Here is an 18,317-nt window from a genome sequence, read left to right on the forward strand (position 1 = left end):
GGCACAATTAATCGCATACCGCCCCGCCTCCAGACAGGATTGCCCCATGCTGCAACTGAAAACCGACGCCCTGATGGCCACCCCGTGCGATGACGAGGAAGACAACATGGCCATGCTGTGCTGCCACGGCAAAAACGGCGAGATGTTCATGCTGACCCGCTACCCGGATGAAGACGAGGTTGAATTGACCTGGGACTACGCGCCATCGACCCTGGACGGGCTGAAGGTCACACTGGGTAATACGACGCTGCTGGTCGAGCTGGCCGCCGGCGATGCCGATGCGCTGGGGGGCAAGGACCAACTGGAAATCACTCACGCCACGCCCCTATCGGACCTGGTTGAGGTCGAAGAAACCCTGCAAAACATCCTCGAGGGTACCGGTACTTTCATCCGAGTCTAAAGGGTGTCTACGCTCAAATGTGGGAGCGGGCTTGCCTGCGATACAGGCAACTCGGTCTGTCAGTCAGGCCGGGTTGCTGCCATCGCAGGCAAGCCAGCTCCCACAGGGACGGCGCTCACAACAGCATGTGTGTTCAATGCGATTGGTGCTGCCCACACAAAAATCCTACAAGATTTGCCAAAAATACCCGTTACGTCGTTAGTCGCCGCCCCCTTCGATGCATTAAAGTAGACGCCCCCGGCCTTGGCAGCGTTCATGACACCCAAGGCTCTTCTTCCCAGGAACCGCCATCGATGGAACATCGTGAAGCGCTGCTTGCGCTGCGAACCTTTCTTTCCACGCAGATTCTCGGCCAGGAAAAACTCATCGAGCGCCTGCTTATTGCGCTGCTGGCCGACGGCCACATGCTGGTGGAAGGCGCACCGGGCCTGGCCAAGACCAAGGCCATCAAAGAGCTGGCCGAAGGCATCGAAGCGCAGTTCCACAGGATCCAGTTCACCCCCGACCTGTTGCCCGCCGACATCACCGGCACCGAGATCTATCGCCCGGAAACCGGCAGCTTCGTGTTTCAGCAAGGCCCGATCTTCCACAACCTCGTGCTGGCCGACGAAATCAACCGGGCGCCGGCCAAGGTGCAATCGGCTCTGCTCGAGGCCATGGCCGAGCGCCAGGTCAGCGTGGGCCGCAGCACCTACGACCTGTCGCCGCTGTTTCTGGTGATGGCCACGCAAAACCCCATCGAGCAGGAAGGCACCTACCCGCTGCCCGAAGCCCAGCTCGACCGCTTTCTGATGCACGTCAAGATCGGCTTCCCCGACGCCGCCGTGGAGCGACGCATCCTGCAACAGGCGCGCGGCGAGGCGCTCAACGGCGAAACCAAGCCCGAACGCCGCGTCAGCCAGCAGGCGATCTTCGCCGCGCGCAAGGAAATCCTCGGCCTGTACATGGCCGATGCGGTGGAGGAATACCTGGTGCAACTGGTGATGGCCACCCGCACCCCGGCCAAGTTCGACGCGGAAATGGCCGAGTGGATTGCCTACGGCGCCAGCCCCCGTGGCTCGATTGCCCTCGACCGCTGCGCCCGTGCCCACGCCTGGCTCGCCGGCCGCGACTTCGTCAGCCCCGAAGATATCCAGGCGGTGCTGTTCGACGTGCTGCGCCATCGCATCATTTTGTCCTTCGAGGCAGAAGCCGCCGGCATCGACCAGGACCGCGTGGTGCAACGCATTCTCGACGTCGTTGCCGTCGCTTGAAGCCGATGAACACCAGCGCCGGCATCCGCGTCACGCTCAGCGAGCTGATCGAGATGCGTCATCGCGTGCGCGAAGTGCAGCTGTTTTCAACGCCCGGCCAGCGCAGTCCGATGATCGGCCTGCACCACTCCAAGCTGCGCGGGCGCGGTGTCGACTTCGATCAGGTGCGCGTGTACCAGGCCGGCGACGATGTGCGCACCATCGACTGGCGCGTCACCGCGCGCACCCAGGAACCGCACACCAAGCTGTTTCACGAAGAGCGCGAACGTCCGATCTTCATCATGGTGGAGCAAAGCTGCCGGCTGTTTTTCGGCTCGGGGCAGATGTTCAAGTCGGTGCTGGCGGCGCAGGCGGCCAGTTTGATTGGCTGGGCCGCGCTGGGGCATAACGACCGTGTTGGCGGGCTGGTGTTCGGCGACAGCGAGCATTACGAAATCAAACCGCGACGCAGCAAGCAAAGCCTGCTGCAACTGCTCAACCGCCTGGTGCACGTCAACCAGAGCCTGAACACCGAAAGCCTTCCGGAAGCCGACGCCCTGGGCATGGCGCTGCGCCGTGGCCGCGAAGTATTGCGCCCGGGCAGCCTGGGCATCGTGATCTGTGACGAGCGCGCCCTCACCGAAGGCGCCGAACAGCAACTGAGCCTGCTGTCGCGCCATTGCGACCTGCTGCTGCTGCCGATTTCCGACCCACTCGACCACGCCCTGCCCGCCGCCGGGCTGCTCAGGTTCGCGCAACGCGGCGCGCAGCTGGAACTGGACACGCTCAACTTCGACCTGCGCCAGGCCTACAAGGCCCAGGCCGAGGCGCGTACCGCCCGCTGGGAACGGCTCGCGCAGAAACTGCGGGTATTGCTGATGCCCTTGAGCACCCAGAGCGAAATGGTCGAGCAACTGCGCGAATATCTTAACCCGCAGCGCCCGGTCAAAAAGCAATGAGCAGCCTCGAGCAACTGCAACCGCTGATCACTCCGCCGCCCATCGGCCTGTGGCCGCCCGCGCCGGGTTGGTGGCTGTTGCTGCTGGCAGTGCCGCTGCTCGGCTGGGGCCTGTGGTGGGCGCGTCGCTTCCTGCCCACCCGCCGCCCGGTAGCGCGCGCCGAGCAACCGCTGGACCCGTTGCGCATCGCCGCCCTGGCCGAGCTGGCGTTGATGCCCAAGCCGTATGACGGCGCACCCGCCGGTGCCTGGCTGCAACAGCTCAACGGCCTGCTCAAGCGCCTGTGCCGCAACGACTATCCCTACAGCCAGAGCCACACCCTCAACGGCCGCAAATGGCTGGCGTTTCTCGACAACCGCTGCCCGGCCGCCGGCCTCACGCGCTGGATGGTGCTGGTCGAAGGCGCCTACAAGCCCGAATGCAAACTCGACGACAAGGCCATCGCTGGCCTGACCCAGGCCGTCGACACCTGGATTCGCAAACATGTTTGAGTTCGCCTGGCCGTGGATCTTCGCCCTGTTGCCCTTGCCCTGGGTAATGCGATTGCTGTTACCCATCGCCGACAGTGGCGAGCCGGCGCTCAACGTCAGCTACCTCGAGGACCTCGAAGGCCTGGCCCGGCGTCGCGCGCGCATCAACCTGCCTGGCTGGCGCCAGCAAGCGCCGTTCGTGGTGCTGTGGCTACTGCTGCTGACCGCCGCCGCCCGCCCCGAATGGCTCGGCGAGCCACTGCCGATTGCCGCCAGTGGCCGCGATCTGCTGGTGGCGGTGGACGTGTCCGGTTCCATGGACTTTCCCGACATGCACTGGCAGGACGAGGACGTCAGTCGCCTCACTCTGGTCAAGCATTTGCTCGGCGATTTCCTGCAAGGCCGCGAAGGCGACCGCGTCGGGCTGATCCTGTTTGGCAGCCAGGCCTATTTGCAGGCGCCGCTGACGTTTGACCGGCGCACCGTGCGTACCTGGCTGGACGAAGCGCGTATCGGTATCGCCGGCAAGAACACCGCGATCGGTGACGCAATCGGCCTGGCCCTCAAGCGCCTGCGCCAGCGTCCGGCGCAGAGCCGCGTGCTGATTCTGGTCACCGACGGCGCCAACAATGGCGGGCAGATCGACCCACTGACCGCCGCGCGCCTGGCCGCTGAAGAAGGCGTGAAGATCTACCCCATCGGCATCGGCGCCGACCCCGAGCAGACCGGTTCCCTGGGCATCCTCGGCGTCAACCCGAGCCTGGACCTCGACGAGCCGGCGCTCAAGGCCATCGCCCAAGCCACCGGCGGCCGGTATTTCCGCGCACGGGATGGTGAGGAACTGCAACAAGTCAAAGACACCCTCGACCAACTTGAACCGGTCGAACAGCAACCCACCCAGGCCCGCCCGGCCCAGGCGTTGTACAGCGGGCCGTTGGCATTGGCGCTGATCCTGAGCATGCTGCTGGTGATCCATGAACGCTGGCCCGACAACGCCCTGCAACGGTTGTTGAACAAGCTGCCGAGGCGGGGGATGTTCCTGCCGCAGCGCCCTGAATGGCGCCAGCGCCTCAAACGCCTGCGTCTGCGGAGGCGTCGATGATCGACCTGTGGCCGCACTGGTTCCGTCCCTGGTGGCTGTTGCTGCTGCCGCTGCTTGGCTGGCTGCTGTGGCAATTGTGGCACCGGCAAAAACGCGCCGGGCGCTGGCAGATGATCCTGCCGCCCACGTTCCACGCCGCGCTGCTCAGCGGCGGCAATGGGCGCGAGAGCAAATCGCCGTGGGTGCTGCTGGGTCTCGCATGGCTGTTGGCCGTGCTGGCGCTGCTCGGCCCGAGCTGGCAGCGCGTGGAACAAACCAGCCAGAAGCCTGCCGACCCGTTAGTGGTGCTGCTGGAACTGACCCCGGAAATGCTCGCCACCGACAGCCCGCCCAATCGCCTCGAACAGGCGCGGCGCAAGCTGTATGACTTGCTGCAGGCGCGCAGCGATGCGCAAACCGCCATCGTGGTATACGCCGGCAGTGCCCACACCCTGGTGCCGCTGTCGGACGACCTCGGCACCAGCCGCAACCTGCTCGAAGCCCTGCGTCCCTCGATCATGCCCGAGCCCGGCCATCGCGCGGACCTCGCCGTGGAAAAGGCCCTGGCCCTGCTCAAGCACGGCGGCCTCGGCCAGGGGCGCCTGCTGTTGATCGGCTCGTCGCTGTCCAAACAGGAGCGCCAGGGCATCCGGCTGTTGCTGCAAGGCAATGCGTCACCGGCGCTGTCGATTCTTGGCATCGGCAGCCGCGAAGGCACACCGGTGACCCAGGAAAGCGGCGAGTTCCTCAAAGACGAACAAGGCGCGATCCTGATCCCGCGGCTCGACAGCCCGACCCTCAAGGCTTTCGCCAGCGAGATGGGCGGTCGCTACCGCGCCGCGCGCCTGGACGACAAAGACCTGCGTCAGCTCGGCGTGCTCGACCCGCCACAAACGGCGCGCAGCGACGGCCAACGGCTGCACCTCGACAGCTGGGCCGACCAGGGTTACTGGCTGCTGCTGCCGCTGTTGTTGCTGGCCGCCTGCGCCGGTCGGCGTGGCTGGTTGTTCTGCCTGCCGCTGCTGCTGATGGCCGCGCCGCAGCCCAGCTACGCCTTCGCGTTGCAAGACCTGTGGCTGCGCGCCGACCAACAAGGCCAGCAGTTGCTGCAACAGCAACGCCCCGCCGAAGCCGCCGAGCATTTTGCCGACCCGCAGTGGCAAGGCGTGGCGCTGTATGAGGCGGGCAACTATGCCGAGGCCATCAAGCGTTTTGCCCAGGGCACTGACGCCAGCGCCCACTACAATCGAGGCAACGCCCTGGCCCGCTCCGGCGAGCTGGAAGCGGCGATCGACGCCTACGACCAGGCCCTGGAAGCACAACCGGACCTGCAACCGGCGCTGCAAAACAAGGCCCTGGTCGAAGCCCTGATGCAGCAGCAGACGCCCCCCGAGCCGCCTGAGCCTGCAAAAAACGAAGATGACGAAACCACCCAACCCGGCCAAACTGCGCAACCGGGCGACAGCGGGCAACGTGCCACCGGCGGCGAGCAATCGTCCCAGGGCCAGGGCCAGACCGGCGATACCCAACCGGGTACACCGTCGAAGTCCGGCAGCAATGAAGTCCCGGGCAGCGAGCTGGGCGATGAGCAAACCACCACCCCGCCGCTGAACGCCAATGACGCGAGCCTCGACGGCGAACACCGTCAGGCCCTGGAACAATGGCTGCAGCAGATCCCGGACAACCCCGGCGAGCTGCTGCGGCGCAAATTCTGGTACGAACAGCAACAGCATCAGGACAAGACGCGATGAACCGCTGCCCCCCCCTTCTGCTTCTGCTCGCGCTGACGGCAGGCTCCGCCCAGGCAGCGAGCCTGGTCGCCAGCGTCGACCGCAGCCGCCTCAACTCCGGGGAAACGGTGGAACTGACGGTGGAATCGAGCGACGTCACCCAGTTCGGCAAGCCCGACCTGTCGCCTCTGGACGCGCAGTTCGAAGTCAGCGGCACGCGCCAGATCAACCAGCTCACCACCTTGGGCGGCGACAACCACGCGACTACGCGTTGGATCATCACGTTGTTGCCCAAGGAGAACGGCGAGGTGGTGATCCCGCCGCTGCAGGTGGGCGAGTACAGGACCCAGCCAATCGCCCTGCAAGTGATGGAAACCGCCAGCCAGAACACCAGCGCGGAACTTGCACCCGTGTTCGTCCAGGCCAGCCTCGACCAGAACACGGCCTACGTGCAGGCCCAGGTGCTGATGACTGTGCGCGTGTACCACTCGGTGTCGCTGTATGACGACAGCAGCCTCACGCCATTGCAGATTCCGGACGCGCGTATCGAGCAACTGGGTGAGTCGCGCACTTACGAGAAAGTCATCAACAGCATTCGTCATGGCGTGATCGAAACGCGCTACGCCATCTACCCGCAGCGCAGCGGCGCGGTGGAGATTCCCGCGCAGACCTTCAGCGCAACGCTGGTGGAGTCGCGCCCGGCGCAGGAGAACACCCTGCAAGGCACCAAGCCGGGCAAGCTGATCCATGTCAGCTCCGCGCCCATGCTGTTGACGGTCAAGCCCAAACCCGCCCTGTACCCGGCGGATGCGCCCTGGTTGCCGGCGCGCAGCCTGACCCTCACGGAAAGCTGGAACCCGGAGCCCGAGCATGTACAGGTGGGTGACTCGCTGACCCGCCGCCTCACGGTCAAGGCCGAAGGGCTGTCCAGCGCACAACTGCCGGCCCTGCCCAGCACCGACATCGCCGGCCTGCGTCGTTATCCGGACCAGCCCGTGCTGGGCAACCAGAACAGCGACCGTGGTCTGGTCGGCAGCCGTGAAGACCGCGAGGCCCTGGTGCCCAATCGGGTCGGCGCGCTGGAGTTGCCGCCGCTGGAAGTAGTGTGGTGGAACACCCACGAAGACCACCTTGAGCGCACCAGCCTGCCGGCCCGCACTCTGCAAGTGGCCAACAACCCGAGCCTGGTGGTGGACACGCCTGCCACCCCGACCATCATCACCGCCCCCGACGATAGCCATCTGTGGCTGTGGCAGTTGAGCACCCTGCTGCTGGCCTGCACCACCCTGCTCGGCTTCGGCCTGTGGTGGCGCGCCCGCTCGCAGCCGGCCGTGCTGCGTGCCGCGCAAACCGGCCCGAGCCCGCGCAGCCTGCTCGACGACCTCAAACGCGCCACCCAGGCCAACGACCCCCAGGCCACGCGCCAGGCGCTGGACGCCTGGGCCCGCCAGCAACCGGAAACCCTCGCCGAGATGGCGGCGCGCTTCGTGCCGTTATCGGATGCCTTGGATGGGTTGAATGGCGCGCTGTACAGCGAAGGAGGCCACTACTGGCTGGGGGAAGACCTGTGGCGTGCGGTCAAGGCCATTCCAATGGCGGACCGCGAGCAGGATCCAGCAACGGACAGCACCAGCTTGCCGCCGCTCTATCCCAAATAGATTGGCTAGTAGTCCATTTCGCCTCAACGCGCAGGATATTTCCTAAGCCGTTAGCCCCTGGTGCTTGTAGCCAGAGGCACTTTATTTAAATGAACACAACACAGCACAAATACTTTCGTCACACTTAAGTGCGCACCTCAACCGCCGATAACGGGATGTAATGTTCAACTAATGGAGCTTGCAAATGGCTATTATCTTGACACCATCGACTCACCCATCCCGTGAAAGCGCTGCCTATGTCATCAAAAATCCGCAAATGACCACTAATGCCTTTACCGTCACTGACGCCTCCGAGGCAGCGCAGGCTTTGAAATTGCAAGATGAGGAAAGAATCAGTGCACTTAAGGATTTTTTGAAAGGTTATGACATGACTTCTATCAGTACCGATGAACTTAAGGAGGTGGGTAGTCGACTGTATGATGAGGGAATGATCAGCTTGCGCGCCTTTAGAATGTTCATTCTAGGAGATGGCGCTTTTGACGTTAACGGTCTTCAAACCAAAACCGATGTAAAGTTCAACGCCATCGCTTTATTCAATGAAAAACTGCAGGATGAAATAGGCTACCGTAAAAGTGAGCCGCTGCGTTCGTATAGAGAAGGCGCCATGGATTATTTGCAGGGCATGGTCAATGCCAATCAGGCTATCAACGCGCTGGCGTATTTTGTCAACTCATCGAACAGCGCCCTGTCGGTGGACGAGCGAGCTTGATCCTGCTGGTAGCGCGCTGTGCAGCGCACTACCAGCGCCAGCTACCTACCGGCCGTACCTTACCGTTCCTGAGTAGGATTTTGGAATATCGCTATCGTTGTTCAGTATCACGCGGTAGCGACCGAAAGGCCCAACATACGACGCATTATTTCCGACACTGTAAGTCTCTCTTTTCCATGACGCACCCACTTCGCGCTCAATATATATTTCAGGGGCCTTTCCAGCACCGCCGATCGAAACCATTGCATCAACACTTGCCGTTAAGCAACCGTTAGCGGAGGTAATGGAAAAAGGCCCGTATGCCGTCACTGCAGTTTTAGGCTTAACGACACCGGTATAACTATCGTTAATACTCAAACACAAGGCAGAGGCCTGCATGGACGCCAACATCAACACTGCGAAGGGTAACGCGATAAGTTTTTTCATAACGCTCTCCACAATAAACTATCAGGACGGCCTCTTCGGACAGAAGACGCTGAAAAATGATGCACGAATAATTAACCCGAATATGCCGGACGCTTCCTAAAAACAATAAGGACTGTTCCGTCATCTTTAAGAGTAGGAGTATGTAAGTCTTTTCCTAATCCCAAACCTTGCCTGAATAAACTTCAATTCGACACTGAGACAAACAGACTTTTATTAATACCAGGTCATTCATATCGAAACTCGCAGGGTCGCCGCTATCGGGAGCGAGCCCGCGCTTACCAAACACAAAATAACTTTTTGATTTAAACCTGAAAGTTCAAACAGCCACATTCCTGTGGCGAGCAGGCTTGTCCTGCGTTGGGCTGCGCAGCAGCCCCAATACCTTGCTCAGGGGAGTGTCAGGTACATCGCGTTCCCCTTGATTGGGGGCGCTGCGCACCCCAACGCGGGGCAAGCCCGCTCGCCACAGAGGCGCCAGTTTGCTGCGCGAAGACTTGGTGGAGCCTCCCACCTTTGGTCTGTACAGGCCGCAGGCATACCCCACGCTGGTGCCACCCCGACCATCATCACCGCTCCCGACGATAGCCGTCTTTGGCTAGTAGTCCATTTCGCCTTAACGCGCAGGATACTTCCTAAGCCGTTAGCCCGTGGTGCTTGTAGCCAGAGGCACTTTATTTAAATGAGCACAACACAGTACAAATACTTTCATCACACTTAAGTGCGCACCTCAACCGCCGATAACAGGATGTAATGTTCAACTAATGGAGCTTGCAAATGGCTATCATCTTGACACCATCGACTCACCCATCCCGTGAAAGCGCTGCCTATGTCATCAAAAATCCGCAAATGACCACTAATGCCTTTACCGTCACTGACGCCTCCGAGGCAGCGCAGGCTTTGAAATTGCAAGATGAGGAGAGAATCAGCGCACTTAAGGATTTTTTGAAAGGTTATGACATGACTTCGATCAGTACCGATGAGTTCAAGAAAGTAGGCAGACGGCTTTACGATGAGGGCATGATAAGCCGGCGAGCGTTTGGACTGTTTATTGCTGGAGACGGTGCATCTGACGTTAACGGCTATCAAACAAAAACCGACGTTAAATTCAACGCTATCGCCTTGTTCAATGAAAAAATGCAGGATGAAATCGATTACCGTAAAAGTGAGCCGCTGCGCTCGTATAGAGAAGGTGCCATGGATTATCTGCAGGGCATGGTCAATGCCAATCAGGCTATCAACGCGCTGGCGTACTTTGTCAATTCTTCCAGCAGCACTTTGTCGGTTAACGAAAAGGCTTGAACAAAGCGCAGTGCGCCGTGTAGGCGCACTGGCTACAGCGCCTAACGACCGTACCTGACGGTCCCCGAGTACGCTTTTGCAACGCCGCTATCATTACTCACCCTTACGCGATAACTGCCAAAAGAACCGACATACGACGCGTTGTTTCCGATGCTGTACGTTTCTCTTTTCCATGATGAGCCTACCTCGCGCTCAATAAATATGCCAGGGGCTTTTCCGGCACCGCCAGCAAACACCATCGCCTCAATACTGGCTGTTAAACATCCATTGGCAGGTGTGATGGAAAATGGTCCATATGCCGTCACTTCGGTATCAGGCGGGACAGTTCCGGTATAACTATCGTTAACACTCAAACACAAGGCAGAGGCCTGCATGGACGCCAACATCAACACTGCGAAGGGTAACGCGATAAGTTTTTTCATAACGCTCTCCACAATAAACTATCAGGACGGCCTCTTCGGACAGAAGACGCTGAAAAATGATGCACGAATAATTAACCCGAATATGCCGGACGCTTCCTAAAAACGATAAGGACTGCTCCGTCATCTTTAAGAGTAGGAGCGTGTAAGTCTTTTCCTAATCCCAAACCCTGCCTGAATAAACTTTAATTCGACACTGAGACAAGCAGACTTTTATTAATGCCCAGGTTATTCATATCGAGACTCGCAGAGCCGCCGCTATCGAGAGCGATCCCACGTTTACCAAACACAAAATAACTTTTTGATTTAAACCTGAAAGTTCAAACAGTCACATTCCTGTGGCGAGCAGGCTTGTCCTGCGTTGGGCTGCGCAGCAGCCCCAATACCTTGCTCAGGGCAGTGTCAGGTACATCGCGTTCCCCTTGATTGGGGGCGCTGCGCACCCCAACGCGGGGCAAGCCCGCTCGCCACAGAGGCGCCAGTTTGCTGCGCGACGCCGCCAAGTCGAAGACTTGGTGGAGCCTCCCACCTTTGGTCTGTACAGGCCGCAGGCATACCCCGCGCTTTTGCAGGTAAACTCCCCTCCTTTCCATCTTCTCCACGGAGTTCGCCTTGCGTCTGTTTCACACCTCCGACTGGCACCTGGGCCAAAACCTCCATGGCCAGGAACGCGACTTCGAACACGCCTGCTTCCTGGCGTGGCTGCTGGGTCAGCTCAAGGCTCATAGCCCTGACGTGCTGCTGATCGCCGGCGATATCTTCGACACGGTCAACCCGCCGCTCAAGGCTCAGGAGCGGCTGTATGACTTCATCATCAGCGCCCACGAACAAAACCCCGAACTGACCATCGTGATGATCGCCGGCAACCATGACTCCGGCTCGCGCATCGAGTTGCCCGCGCCGTTGATGCGCCGTCTGCGCACCCATGCGCTGGGCCGGGTGCTGTGGCTGGATGACGGGCAACTGGATGCCGAGCGCCTGCTGATTCCCTTGCCCACGGCCAAAGGCAAGATTGCCGGCTGGTGCCTCGCACTGCCCTTCCTGCGCCCGGCGGAGGTCACCGGCGCCCACTTGGGCGACGATTACTTGCGCGGTATCGGCCAAGTGCATGAATGGCTGATCGCCGCCGCCAACGCCAAGCGCAAAAAAGGCCAGGCGCTGATTGCCATCAGCCATGCGCATATGGCCGGCGGTTCGGTCTCGGAAGATTCCGAGCGCAGCCTGATCATCGGCAACGCCGAGGCGCTGCCTGCCAGTCTTTTCGATAAAACGGTCGGTTACGTAGCCCTCGGCCATTTGCACAAGCCACAAAAGGTGAATGGCGAAGAGCGCATTCGTTATAGCGGCTCGCCAATTCCGCTGTCGTTTTCCGAGATCGGCTACAAACACCAGATTCTCGACGTGATGTTCCAGGGCGAAAGACTGGTCAGCGTCGAACCGCTGCTGATCCCGCGCGCGGTCAACCTGCTTCGCCTGGACGCCGCGCCGCTGGCTGACATTCTCAAAGCGCTGGCAGAGCTGCCCGACATTGACCTGCTCGCCGAAACCCAGCGTCATCCCTGGCTCGAAGTGCGTGTGCGCCTGGATGAGCCGCAGCCGGACCTGCGCCAGCAAATCGAAGCCGCCTTGCAGGGCAAGGCCGTGCGCCTGGTGCGGATCGCCGCCGAATACGCCGGCAAGCGCGGTCAGGACGACAACGACGACGCACGACTGATCGAACTCGACCAGCTCACGCCCCAGGAATTGTTCAGCCGCGCCTGGCACGACAGCTACGGCAGTGAAGTGGACGAGCAGACCCTCAATGACTTCGCCGTGCTGCTCCAGGAAGTGCAACAGGAGGAGCAACAGCCATGAAAATTCTTGCCATCCGCCTGAAAAACCTCGCCTCACTGGCAGGCCCGTTTGAAATCGACTTTACCGCCGAGCCGCTAGCCAGCGCCGGCTTGTTTGCAATCACAGGCCCCACCGGCGCGGGTAAAAGCACCCTGCTCGATGCCTTGTGCCTGGCGTTGTTTGGCGCGGTGCCGCGGCTGGGCGACACCGGCCAGGCGAAAATGCCGGATGCCGATACTGACATTTCCATTGGCGATCCGCGCACGCTGATCCGTCGCGGCACGGGGGGCGGCTATGCCGAAGTGGATTTTGTCGGCGTCAACGGCCGTCGCTACCGCGCGCGCTGGGAGGCCAACCGCGCCCGCGACAAGGCCAGTGGCAAGCTGCAGAACAGTCGGCAAAGCCTGCTGGACCTGGACAGCGATCAAGTGCTGGCCAGCCAGAAAACCGAATACAAAACTCAGCTGGAACTGGCCCTGGGCCTGAACTTCGAGCAGTTCACCCGTGCGGTGCTGCTGGCACAAAGCGAGTTCAGCGCGTTCCTCAAGGCCAACGACAACGAGCGCAGCGAGCTGCTCGAAAAGCTCACCGACACCGCGCTGTACACCCAGCTTGGTCGCCGCGCCTTCGACAAGACCAAAGACGCGCGAGACGTACACAAGCAGTTGCAGGATCAAGCCACCGGCATCGTCCCGCTGGCCGCCGAAGCCCGTGCCGAACTGGACCAGCAACTGAGCGACGCACAGCAACAGTTAAAGACTCAGCAGGCCCAGCTCAAGCAGCTCGAATTGCAACACACCTGGCTCAAGGAACTGCGCGAATGGCAGGAGCGCCAGCTCAGCGCCACCCAACAACTGCAACAGGCACACGCCGAGTGGACAGCCCAGAGCCCGCAACGCCAGGACCTGAACCACCTGGAGCAGTTGGCGCCACAACGTCATCACTTCGCGCGCCAAGCCGAACTCAATACCTTGCTCACGCCACTGGCCGCGCAGATTCAGCAGCTTATTGAACAGCAACACGCGCTGCATACCCGTCAGCAGCAGGCACAGTTGCAACAAACCAGCGCGCAAAGCGCTTTGGCCCATGCCCTGAAAAACCAGGCCGACGCCGCGCCTCTGTTGCGCCAGGCCGTCGAAGAGCAAAGCACCCTCGCCCACCTGACTCGCGAACTCGCCAAGCGCACCGAAGAAAAACACCAGCAACAAAGCGCCTGCCATGAAGGCCAGGCCCGGCTCAAAGCCATGCAGGACAAACACGCCGACGTCGAACAGCGCCTTCAACGCCTGGCCGCCGAGCTTGAACGCAGCGCCGTCCTTGCCCCGCTGAGCGATGCCTGGAACGCCTACCGCGATCGCCTGCAACAGCTGATGCTGATCGGCAATCGCCTGAGCAAAGGCCAGGCCGAATTGCCCCAGCTGGAACAACGCGCCACTGCCACTGCACAAACGTTCGCCGAACAGCGCGAAGCGCTGGACCTGCTGTTTCAGGAAGCCGGCGCCGAACCCCACGCTGTAGCCGAACAGGTGCAACTGCTGGCCAGCCTGCTGCAAGACAATCGCAAGCAACAGCGCGCCTTCGAAGACCTGACGCGCCTGTGGGACAGCCAGCAGCAGTTGGACCAGCAAGCCGCCGCCCTCACGCAGAAGCTCGTCGACGCGGCGCAAAAACGCGAGCAACTGAACCAGACCGGCCTGCAAGCCAAGGCCGAACTGGCGGTCGCCGAACAGACCCTCACCGTGACCCGGCAACTGCTGGAGCGCCAACGCCTGGCGCGAAGTGCCAGCGTCGAGGAGTTGCGCGAACAGTTACAGGACGACCAGCCCTGCCCCGTGTGCGGCAGCCCTGAACACCCGTATCACCAGCCCGAAGCGCTGCTGCACAGCCTGGGTCGCCACGATGAAACCGAAGAGGCCACGGCGCAGAAAGCCGTCGACACGCTCAAGGAAAAGCTCACCGAGCTGCGCGGTGAGGTCGGCGGCCTGATCGCCCAGCAGAAAGAGTTCCTGCAACAACAGGACCACCTGAGCGCCCAGCATACTGCGCTCAAGCCGAGCCTTGAGGCGCACCCGCTGGCGGCTTCGCTGTTCAATCAGGAAGCGGCCAAACGCAGTGCCTGGCTGGCCCAGCAGCTCAACCAGTTGACCCAGAGCATCGGCCAGGACGAACAGCGCCAGGCCGCACTGCTCAACCTGCAACACAATGCCGGGCGCCTGCAACAGCAGCTGCAAAGCGCCCAGGAAGCGAGCCAGCAAGCGCGCCAACTGATGCTCGACCAGCAACGCGAGCTGGCCAACGACCGCGAACGCCTGGACGAAGAATTGCACGCCTTCGCCAGCCTGTTGCCCGCCGAAACCCTCGACGGTCTGCGCCGCGATCCGGCGGCAACCTTCATGTTGCTCGACCAGCACGTTAGCCAGCGGCTTGAGCAACTGGGCCATCAACGTGACGAACTGGCCGAACAGCAGGCGCGTCAGCAGGCCATCGAGAAAGAGCACACCCATCAGCAGCATCGTGAGCAGCAGCTCGACGCGCTCAGCCAGCAGTTCAATGAGCTGGCGACCCAGCAACAGGCCGCCCAGGAAAAACTTGCGACCTTGCTGGGCGACTACGCCAGTGCCGAACACTGGCAACAGCAGCTGGAACAGGCGGTGGTGCAGTCACGCCAGAGCGAAACCGATGCCAGTCAACAATTGCAGGCCATTCATAACGAGCTGATCCAGTTGGCGGCTGACCTCAAGGCCCGTGAAGAACGTCAGTCGGCGCTGCACAGCGAACAAGCGGCGCTCGACACACGCTTGAGCGAGTGGCGCGCATTGCATGCCGAGTTGGATGACACCCAACTCACACGCCTGCTGGGGTTCGACGACGCTCAGCTCAGTGCGCTGCGCCACCAGGTGCAGGCCAGTGAAAAAGCCGTCGAGCAAGCCAGGGTGTTACTGCAAGAGCGCGAACAGCGCCTGGCCGACCATCAGGCTCTGCACAACGGCAACCTGGAAGCCGAACAGCTGGACAGCAACCTCGCAGCCCTGAACCAGCAATTGGCCGAGGGCGAAAAATGCTGCGCCGAGCTGCGCGCGCGCCAGTCTGAAGACCAGCGCCGCCAGGACGCCAACAGTGCACTGGCCGCGCAAATCACCAAGGCCTATGAAGAATGGCAACGCTGGGCGCGCCTGAATGCACTGATCGGCTCGGCCACCGGCGACGTGTTCCGCAAACTCGCTCAGGCCTACAACCTCGACCTGTTGGTGCACCACGCCAACGTGCAGCTGCGCCAACTGGTGCGTCGTTATCGCCTCAAGCGCGGCGGCAGCATGCTCGGGCTGCTGGTGATGGACACGGAGATGGGTGACGAACTGCGCTCGGTGCATTCGTTGTCTGGCGGCGAGACGTTTCTGGTGTCGCTGGCCCTGGCCCTTGGGCTGGCGTCCATGGCGTCGAGCACGCTGAAGATTGAGTCGCTGTTTATCGACGAGGGCTTCGGCAGCCTGGACCCGGAGTCGCTGCAACTGGCGATGGACGCGCTGGACGGCTTGCAGGCCCAGGGCCGCAAGGTGGCGGTGATTTCCCATGTGCAGGAAATGCACGAGCGCATTCCGGTGCAGATCCAGGTCAAGCGTCAGGGCAACGGCTTGAGCACCCTGGAGGTCACGTGAGCGAGGCGCTGCTGTATTCGTTCCGGCGCTGCCCTTATGCAATGCGCGCTCGCATGGCCCTGCGCTACGCCGGGGTGGCGGTGCGCATTGTCGAGGTGAGCCTGAGGGCCAAGCCGGCTAAAATGCTGGCGCTATCGCCCAAGGGCACGGTGCCGGTATTGAGCGTGGGTGGCCAAGTGATCGATGAAAGCCTGGCGATCATGCAGTGGGCCCTGGCGCAGCACGACCCGGATGACTGGTTGCGGCAGGATGACCCGGCCGCGCTGGCGTTGATCGCCGAGAATGACCAGGACTTCAAACATCATTTGAATCGATACAAGTACGCCGAGCGTTACCCGGAGCATCCGATGGAACATTATCGGGCCGAGGGTGAGGTGTTCCTGCAGAAGCTGGAACATTTACTGGCGGGGCGTAGCTGCTTGTTGGCCGAGCATTTGAGCCTGGCAGATGTGGCACTGGCACCGTTCGTGCGCCAGTTTGCCCATGTGGATCGCGAGTGGTTCGCCAGTACGCCCTATATCCGATTACATACCTGGCTGCAGCGCTTTCTGGAATCGCCGCTGTTTGTAGCGGTAATGGCCAAACCCTGAGTTCAAGCTTATCGCAGGGTCTTGTGATCGAGGGCGGCATAGAAGTTGGCGCTTTGTTGCAGGTACTTCTGGGTATAGGCGCTGGTGCTGGATTTTTTGTCGGTGACGTCCACACTGGCAGCCGCTGGCAAGGCAACAGTGGCGGAGACAGCAGAAGCGGCGATGATGGAGAAGAGATTCAAGTTCATGGCGGTAACCCTCGTGTTCGTTTGGTTGAGTGGCCGGGGAAGGCCTTGGGACTCAACTTACGCCCGAGGCGTTGAACCTTGGAAATGCTTTGAAACAGTAGCCGCTATTAACAGAATTAATGGAAAAGCTCAGGCCCCGCGTTGCGGGGCCTGTGGCTTATTGACGCACCAGAAACTTGAGGTCGCTGGGCGCATCAATAGGCAGTTTCTGCACGGTTTTACCCAGCAGGCCGGTCTTCTGGTCGCGCTCGACCACTACGATTTCATTGCTTTTCTGGTTGGCGATCAGCACGAACTTGCCGCTCGGGTCCAGGCTGAATTCACGCGGGTGGTCGCCCTCGACGGAGCGTTTTTGAATCTGCTTGAGGTGCGCCGTGGCCGGGTCGATGCTGAACACCAGCAACTGATTGGCCGTACCGCGATTGCTCACGTACAGGAACTTGCCGTCGCTGGAGGCATGCAACGCTGCACCGGCCTTATCGGTCACCGGCTGGCCAGTGGCGTACTCCACCAGTTGGGTCTGGGTGAGCTGGCCGTCCTGATAATCGAACACCGCAATCTGGGCACTCATCTCGGTGGTCAGCCAGGCATGCTTGCCGTCGGCGCTGAACAGCAGGTGACGCGGACCGCTGCCCGCCGGCAGTTGCACCGACGCCGGCTTGGCCGGGGTCAACGGTTGTTCGTGATTGGCCTTGGGGTCGTAGCGGTAGACGAACACCTTGTCGGCACCCAGGTCCTGCACGAACACGTAGTTGCCATCGGGCGACGCCACCACCGAGTGCACATGGTTGGAGGCCTGGCGTTCAGGGTTCACGCCACTGGCCGGGTGTCCGCTCATTTGCACCGGTGCCGACAGCTTGCCGCTGGCGTCCAGCGGCAGAATCGCCAGGCTGCCGCCCGGATCCTCCAGAACCGAGTAGTTGGCGACGAACAGATAGCGCCCGTCAGCCGCGATGCTGGAATGGGTCGGCTCATTGCCCAGGCTCTGCACCTGGTTGATCAGGCTGAGCTGATGATTCTGCGGGTCAATGCTGTAGCCGCTGACGCGGCCGACCGCGTCCTGCTGGCCCGGGCCATTTTCGTTGACCACGTAGAGGCGCTTCTGGTCTTTGGAAAGGGTCAGCCAGGACGGATTGGCCGCCTTGGCCGCCAGCACCGGCTTGCCGTTGAACTGGCCGGTGCGGCTGTCGAACTGCAGGCGGTAGATACCTTCGCTGCTGCCGGCGGTGTAGCTGCCCACCAACAGGTCATGGGTGTCGGCCGGTGCAGCCTGCACCGACATTGCACCGACACTGCCCGCCATCAGCAGCGGCCAGAATTTACGCATCATCATGCTCGTCGTCCTCATCGTTATTGTTGCCGGTGATCGCACTCATGCAGATCAGGCGATGCTCGCCCGAGTCACCGGTCAGGGTCCAGCTTTGCAGGGTCTGGTCAAAGGTGGCGTGTTCGACCTGCTCCAGGCTGAACGTCCAGCGCTTTTCAGCACGGCCGTCCATGGCGGTGATCTGCAGCTTTTCTTCTGACAGCTCAAATTCGAAGGCGTGCAACCCGTCGATCTCAAGCATGTCGGCGGTGGTGAGGGCGGTGGTGAGGTTGTCGGCAGTCATTACGCATCGGTCATCTGAAAAGGAAGGTGCACATGATAGGCGAGTTCGCGCGTCAGA

Annotated in this window: 17 protein-coding genes; 12 read left to right on the plus strand and 5 right to left on the minus strand. The window is 61.3% G+C overall.

The window, feature by feature from the left end; all coding sequences use genetic code 11:
- Positions 1-46 precede the first annotated feature (46 nt).
- From TU75_RS00850 to TU75_RS00885, 8 genes are all read left to right on the plus strand, one after another.
- Positions 47-400: a hypothetical protein gene (locus TU75_RS00850; RefSeq protein WP_003236446.1), complete on the plus strand. Its 354-nt coding sequence runs from the start codon at positions 47-49 to the stop codon at positions 398-400.
- A gap of 293 nt (positions 401-693) precedes the next feature.
- Complete coding sequence (locus TU75_RS00855; RefSeq protein ID WP_003236444.1) at positions 694-1,653, plus strand: AAA family ATPase; 960 nt, start codon at positions 694-696, stop codon at positions 1,651-1,653.
- A gap of 5 nt (positions 1,654-1,658) precedes the next feature.
- Complete coding sequence (locus tag TU75_RS00860) at positions 1,659-2,591, plus strand: DUF58 domain-containing protein (protein WP_003236442.1); 933 nt, start codon at positions 1,659-1,661, stop codon at positions 2,589-2,591.
- Complete coding sequence (locus tag TU75_RS00865; RefSeq protein ID WP_003236440.1) at positions 2,588-3,082, plus strand: DUF4381 domain-containing protein; 495 nt, start codon at positions 2,588-2,590, stop codon at positions 3,080-3,082. The genes TU75_RS00860 and TU75_RS00865 overlap by 4 nt, the downstream gene beginning before the upstream one ends.
- Complete coding sequence (locus TU75_RS00870; protein ID WP_003236439.1) at positions 3,075-4,163, plus strand: vWA domain-containing protein; 1,089 nt, start codon at positions 3,075-3,077, stop codon at positions 4,161-4,163. Before TU75_RS00865 ends, TU75_RS00870 begins: the two co-directional genes overlap by 8 nt.
- The gene (locus TU75_RS00875; RefSeq protein WP_060547942.1) at positions 4,160-5,893 is read left to right on the plus strand and encodes a tetratricopeptide repeat protein; all 1,734 of its coding nucleotides are present in this window, start codon (positions 4,160-4,162) and stop codon (positions 5,891-5,893) included. Before TU75_RS00870 ends, TU75_RS00875 begins: the two co-directional genes overlap by 4 nt.
- A complete protein-coding gene (locus tag TU75_RS00880) occupies positions 5,890-7,530 on the plus strand; it encodes a BatD family protein (RefSeq protein ID WP_060547943.1) in 1,641 nt (546 codons plus the stop codon). Before TU75_RS00875 ends, TU75_RS00880 begins: the two co-directional genes overlap by 4 nt.
- 184 nt (positions 7,531-7,714) lie before the next feature.
- On the plus strand, positions 7,715-8,239 hold the full coding sequence (locus TU75_RS00885) for a hypothetical protein (protein ID WP_060547944.1): 525 nt from the start codon (positions 7,715-7,717) through the stop codon (positions 8,237-8,239).
- Positions 8,240-8,284: 45 nt separating this feature from the next.
- On the opposite strand, the gene TU75_RS27265 is transcribed toward TU75_RS00885, so the two are convergent.
- Positions 8,285-8,665: a hypothetical protein gene (locus tag TU75_RS27265; RefSeq protein ID WP_141719233.1), complete on the minus strand. Its 381-nt coding sequence runs from the start codon at positions 8,663-8,665 to the stop codon at positions 8,285-8,287.
- Positions 8,666-9,439: 774 nt separating this feature from the next.
- On the opposite strand from TU75_RS27265, the gene TU75_RS00890 reads away from it, so the two are divergent.
- Entirely contained in the window at positions 9,440-9,964 is a 525-nt protein-coding gene (locus TU75_RS00890; RefSeq protein WP_060547945.1) for a hypothetical protein, read from the plus strand.
- 41 nt (positions 9,965-10,005) lie between these two features.
- Here the strand turns inward: TU75_RS00890 and TU75_RS27270 are convergent, their stop codons facing one another.
- Entirely contained in the window at positions 10,006-10,386 is a 381-nt protein-coding gene (locus tag TU75_RS27270; protein WP_141719232.1) for a hypothetical protein, read from the minus strand.
- Between the two features lie 609 nt (positions 10,387-10,995).
- Between TU75_RS27270 and TU75_RS00900 the strand changes: the two genes are divergently transcribed.
- Genes TU75_RS00900 through TU75_RS00910 form a run of 3 tightly spaced genes read left to right on the plus strand, consistent with a single transcriptional unit; the run spans position 10,996 to position 16,462 of the window.
- Positions 10,996-12,237 carry an exonuclease SbcCD subunit D C-terminal domain-containing protein gene (locus TU75_RS00900; protein WP_015372224.1) on the plus strand — a complete coding sequence of 414 codons (1,242 nt, stop codon included), beginning with the start codon at positions 10,996-10,998 and terminating at the stop codon, positions 12,235-12,237.
- Positions 12,234-15,872 (plus strand): AAA family ATPase, encoded by a 3,639-nt coding sequence (locus tag TU75_RS00905; protein ID WP_060547947.1) that lies wholly within the window; start codon positions 12,234-12,236, stop codon positions 15,870-15,872. The genes TU75_RS00900 and TU75_RS00905 overlap by 4 nt, the downstream gene beginning before the upstream one ends.
- Positions 15,869-16,462 (plus strand): glutathione S-transferase, encoded by a 594-nt coding sequence (locus TU75_RS00910; RefSeq protein WP_060547948.1) that lies wholly within the window; start codon positions 15,869-15,871, stop codon positions 16,460-16,462. The genes TU75_RS00905 and TU75_RS00910 overlap by 4 nt, the downstream gene beginning before the upstream one ends.
- Before the next feature lie 8 nt (positions 16,463-16,470).
- On the opposite strand, the gene TU75_RS00915 is transcribed toward TU75_RS00910, so the two are convergent.
- The 3 genes from TU75_RS00915 to TU75_RS00925 form a co-directional block, all read right to left on the minus strand.
- On the minus strand, positions 16,471-16,650 hold the full coding sequence (locus TU75_RS00915; protein WP_003236326.1) for a hypothetical protein: 180 nt from the start codon (positions 16,648-16,650) through the stop codon (positions 16,471-16,473).
- Between the two features lie 157 nt (positions 16,651-16,807).
- Positions 16,808-17,983: a lactonase family protein gene (locus TU75_RS00920; RefSeq protein ID WP_003236328.1), complete on the minus strand. Its 1,176-nt coding sequence runs from the start codon at positions 17,981-17,983 to the stop codon at positions 16,808-16,810.
- The gene (locus TU75_RS00925) at positions 17,970-18,260 is read right to left on the minus strand and encodes a DUF5629 family protein (RefSeq protein WP_003236330.1); all 291 of its coding nucleotides are present in this window, start codon (positions 18,258-18,260) and stop codon (positions 17,970-17,972) included. The genes TU75_RS00920 and TU75_RS00925 overlap by 14 nt, the downstream gene beginning before the upstream one ends.
- Positions 18,261-18,317 lie beyond the last annotated feature (57 nt).

This window comes from Pseudomonas poae, assembly GCF_001439785.1.
Lineage (GTDB): Bacteria > Pseudomonadota > Gammaproteobacteria > Pseudomonadales > Pseudomonadaceae > Aquipseudomonas > Aquipseudomonas poae.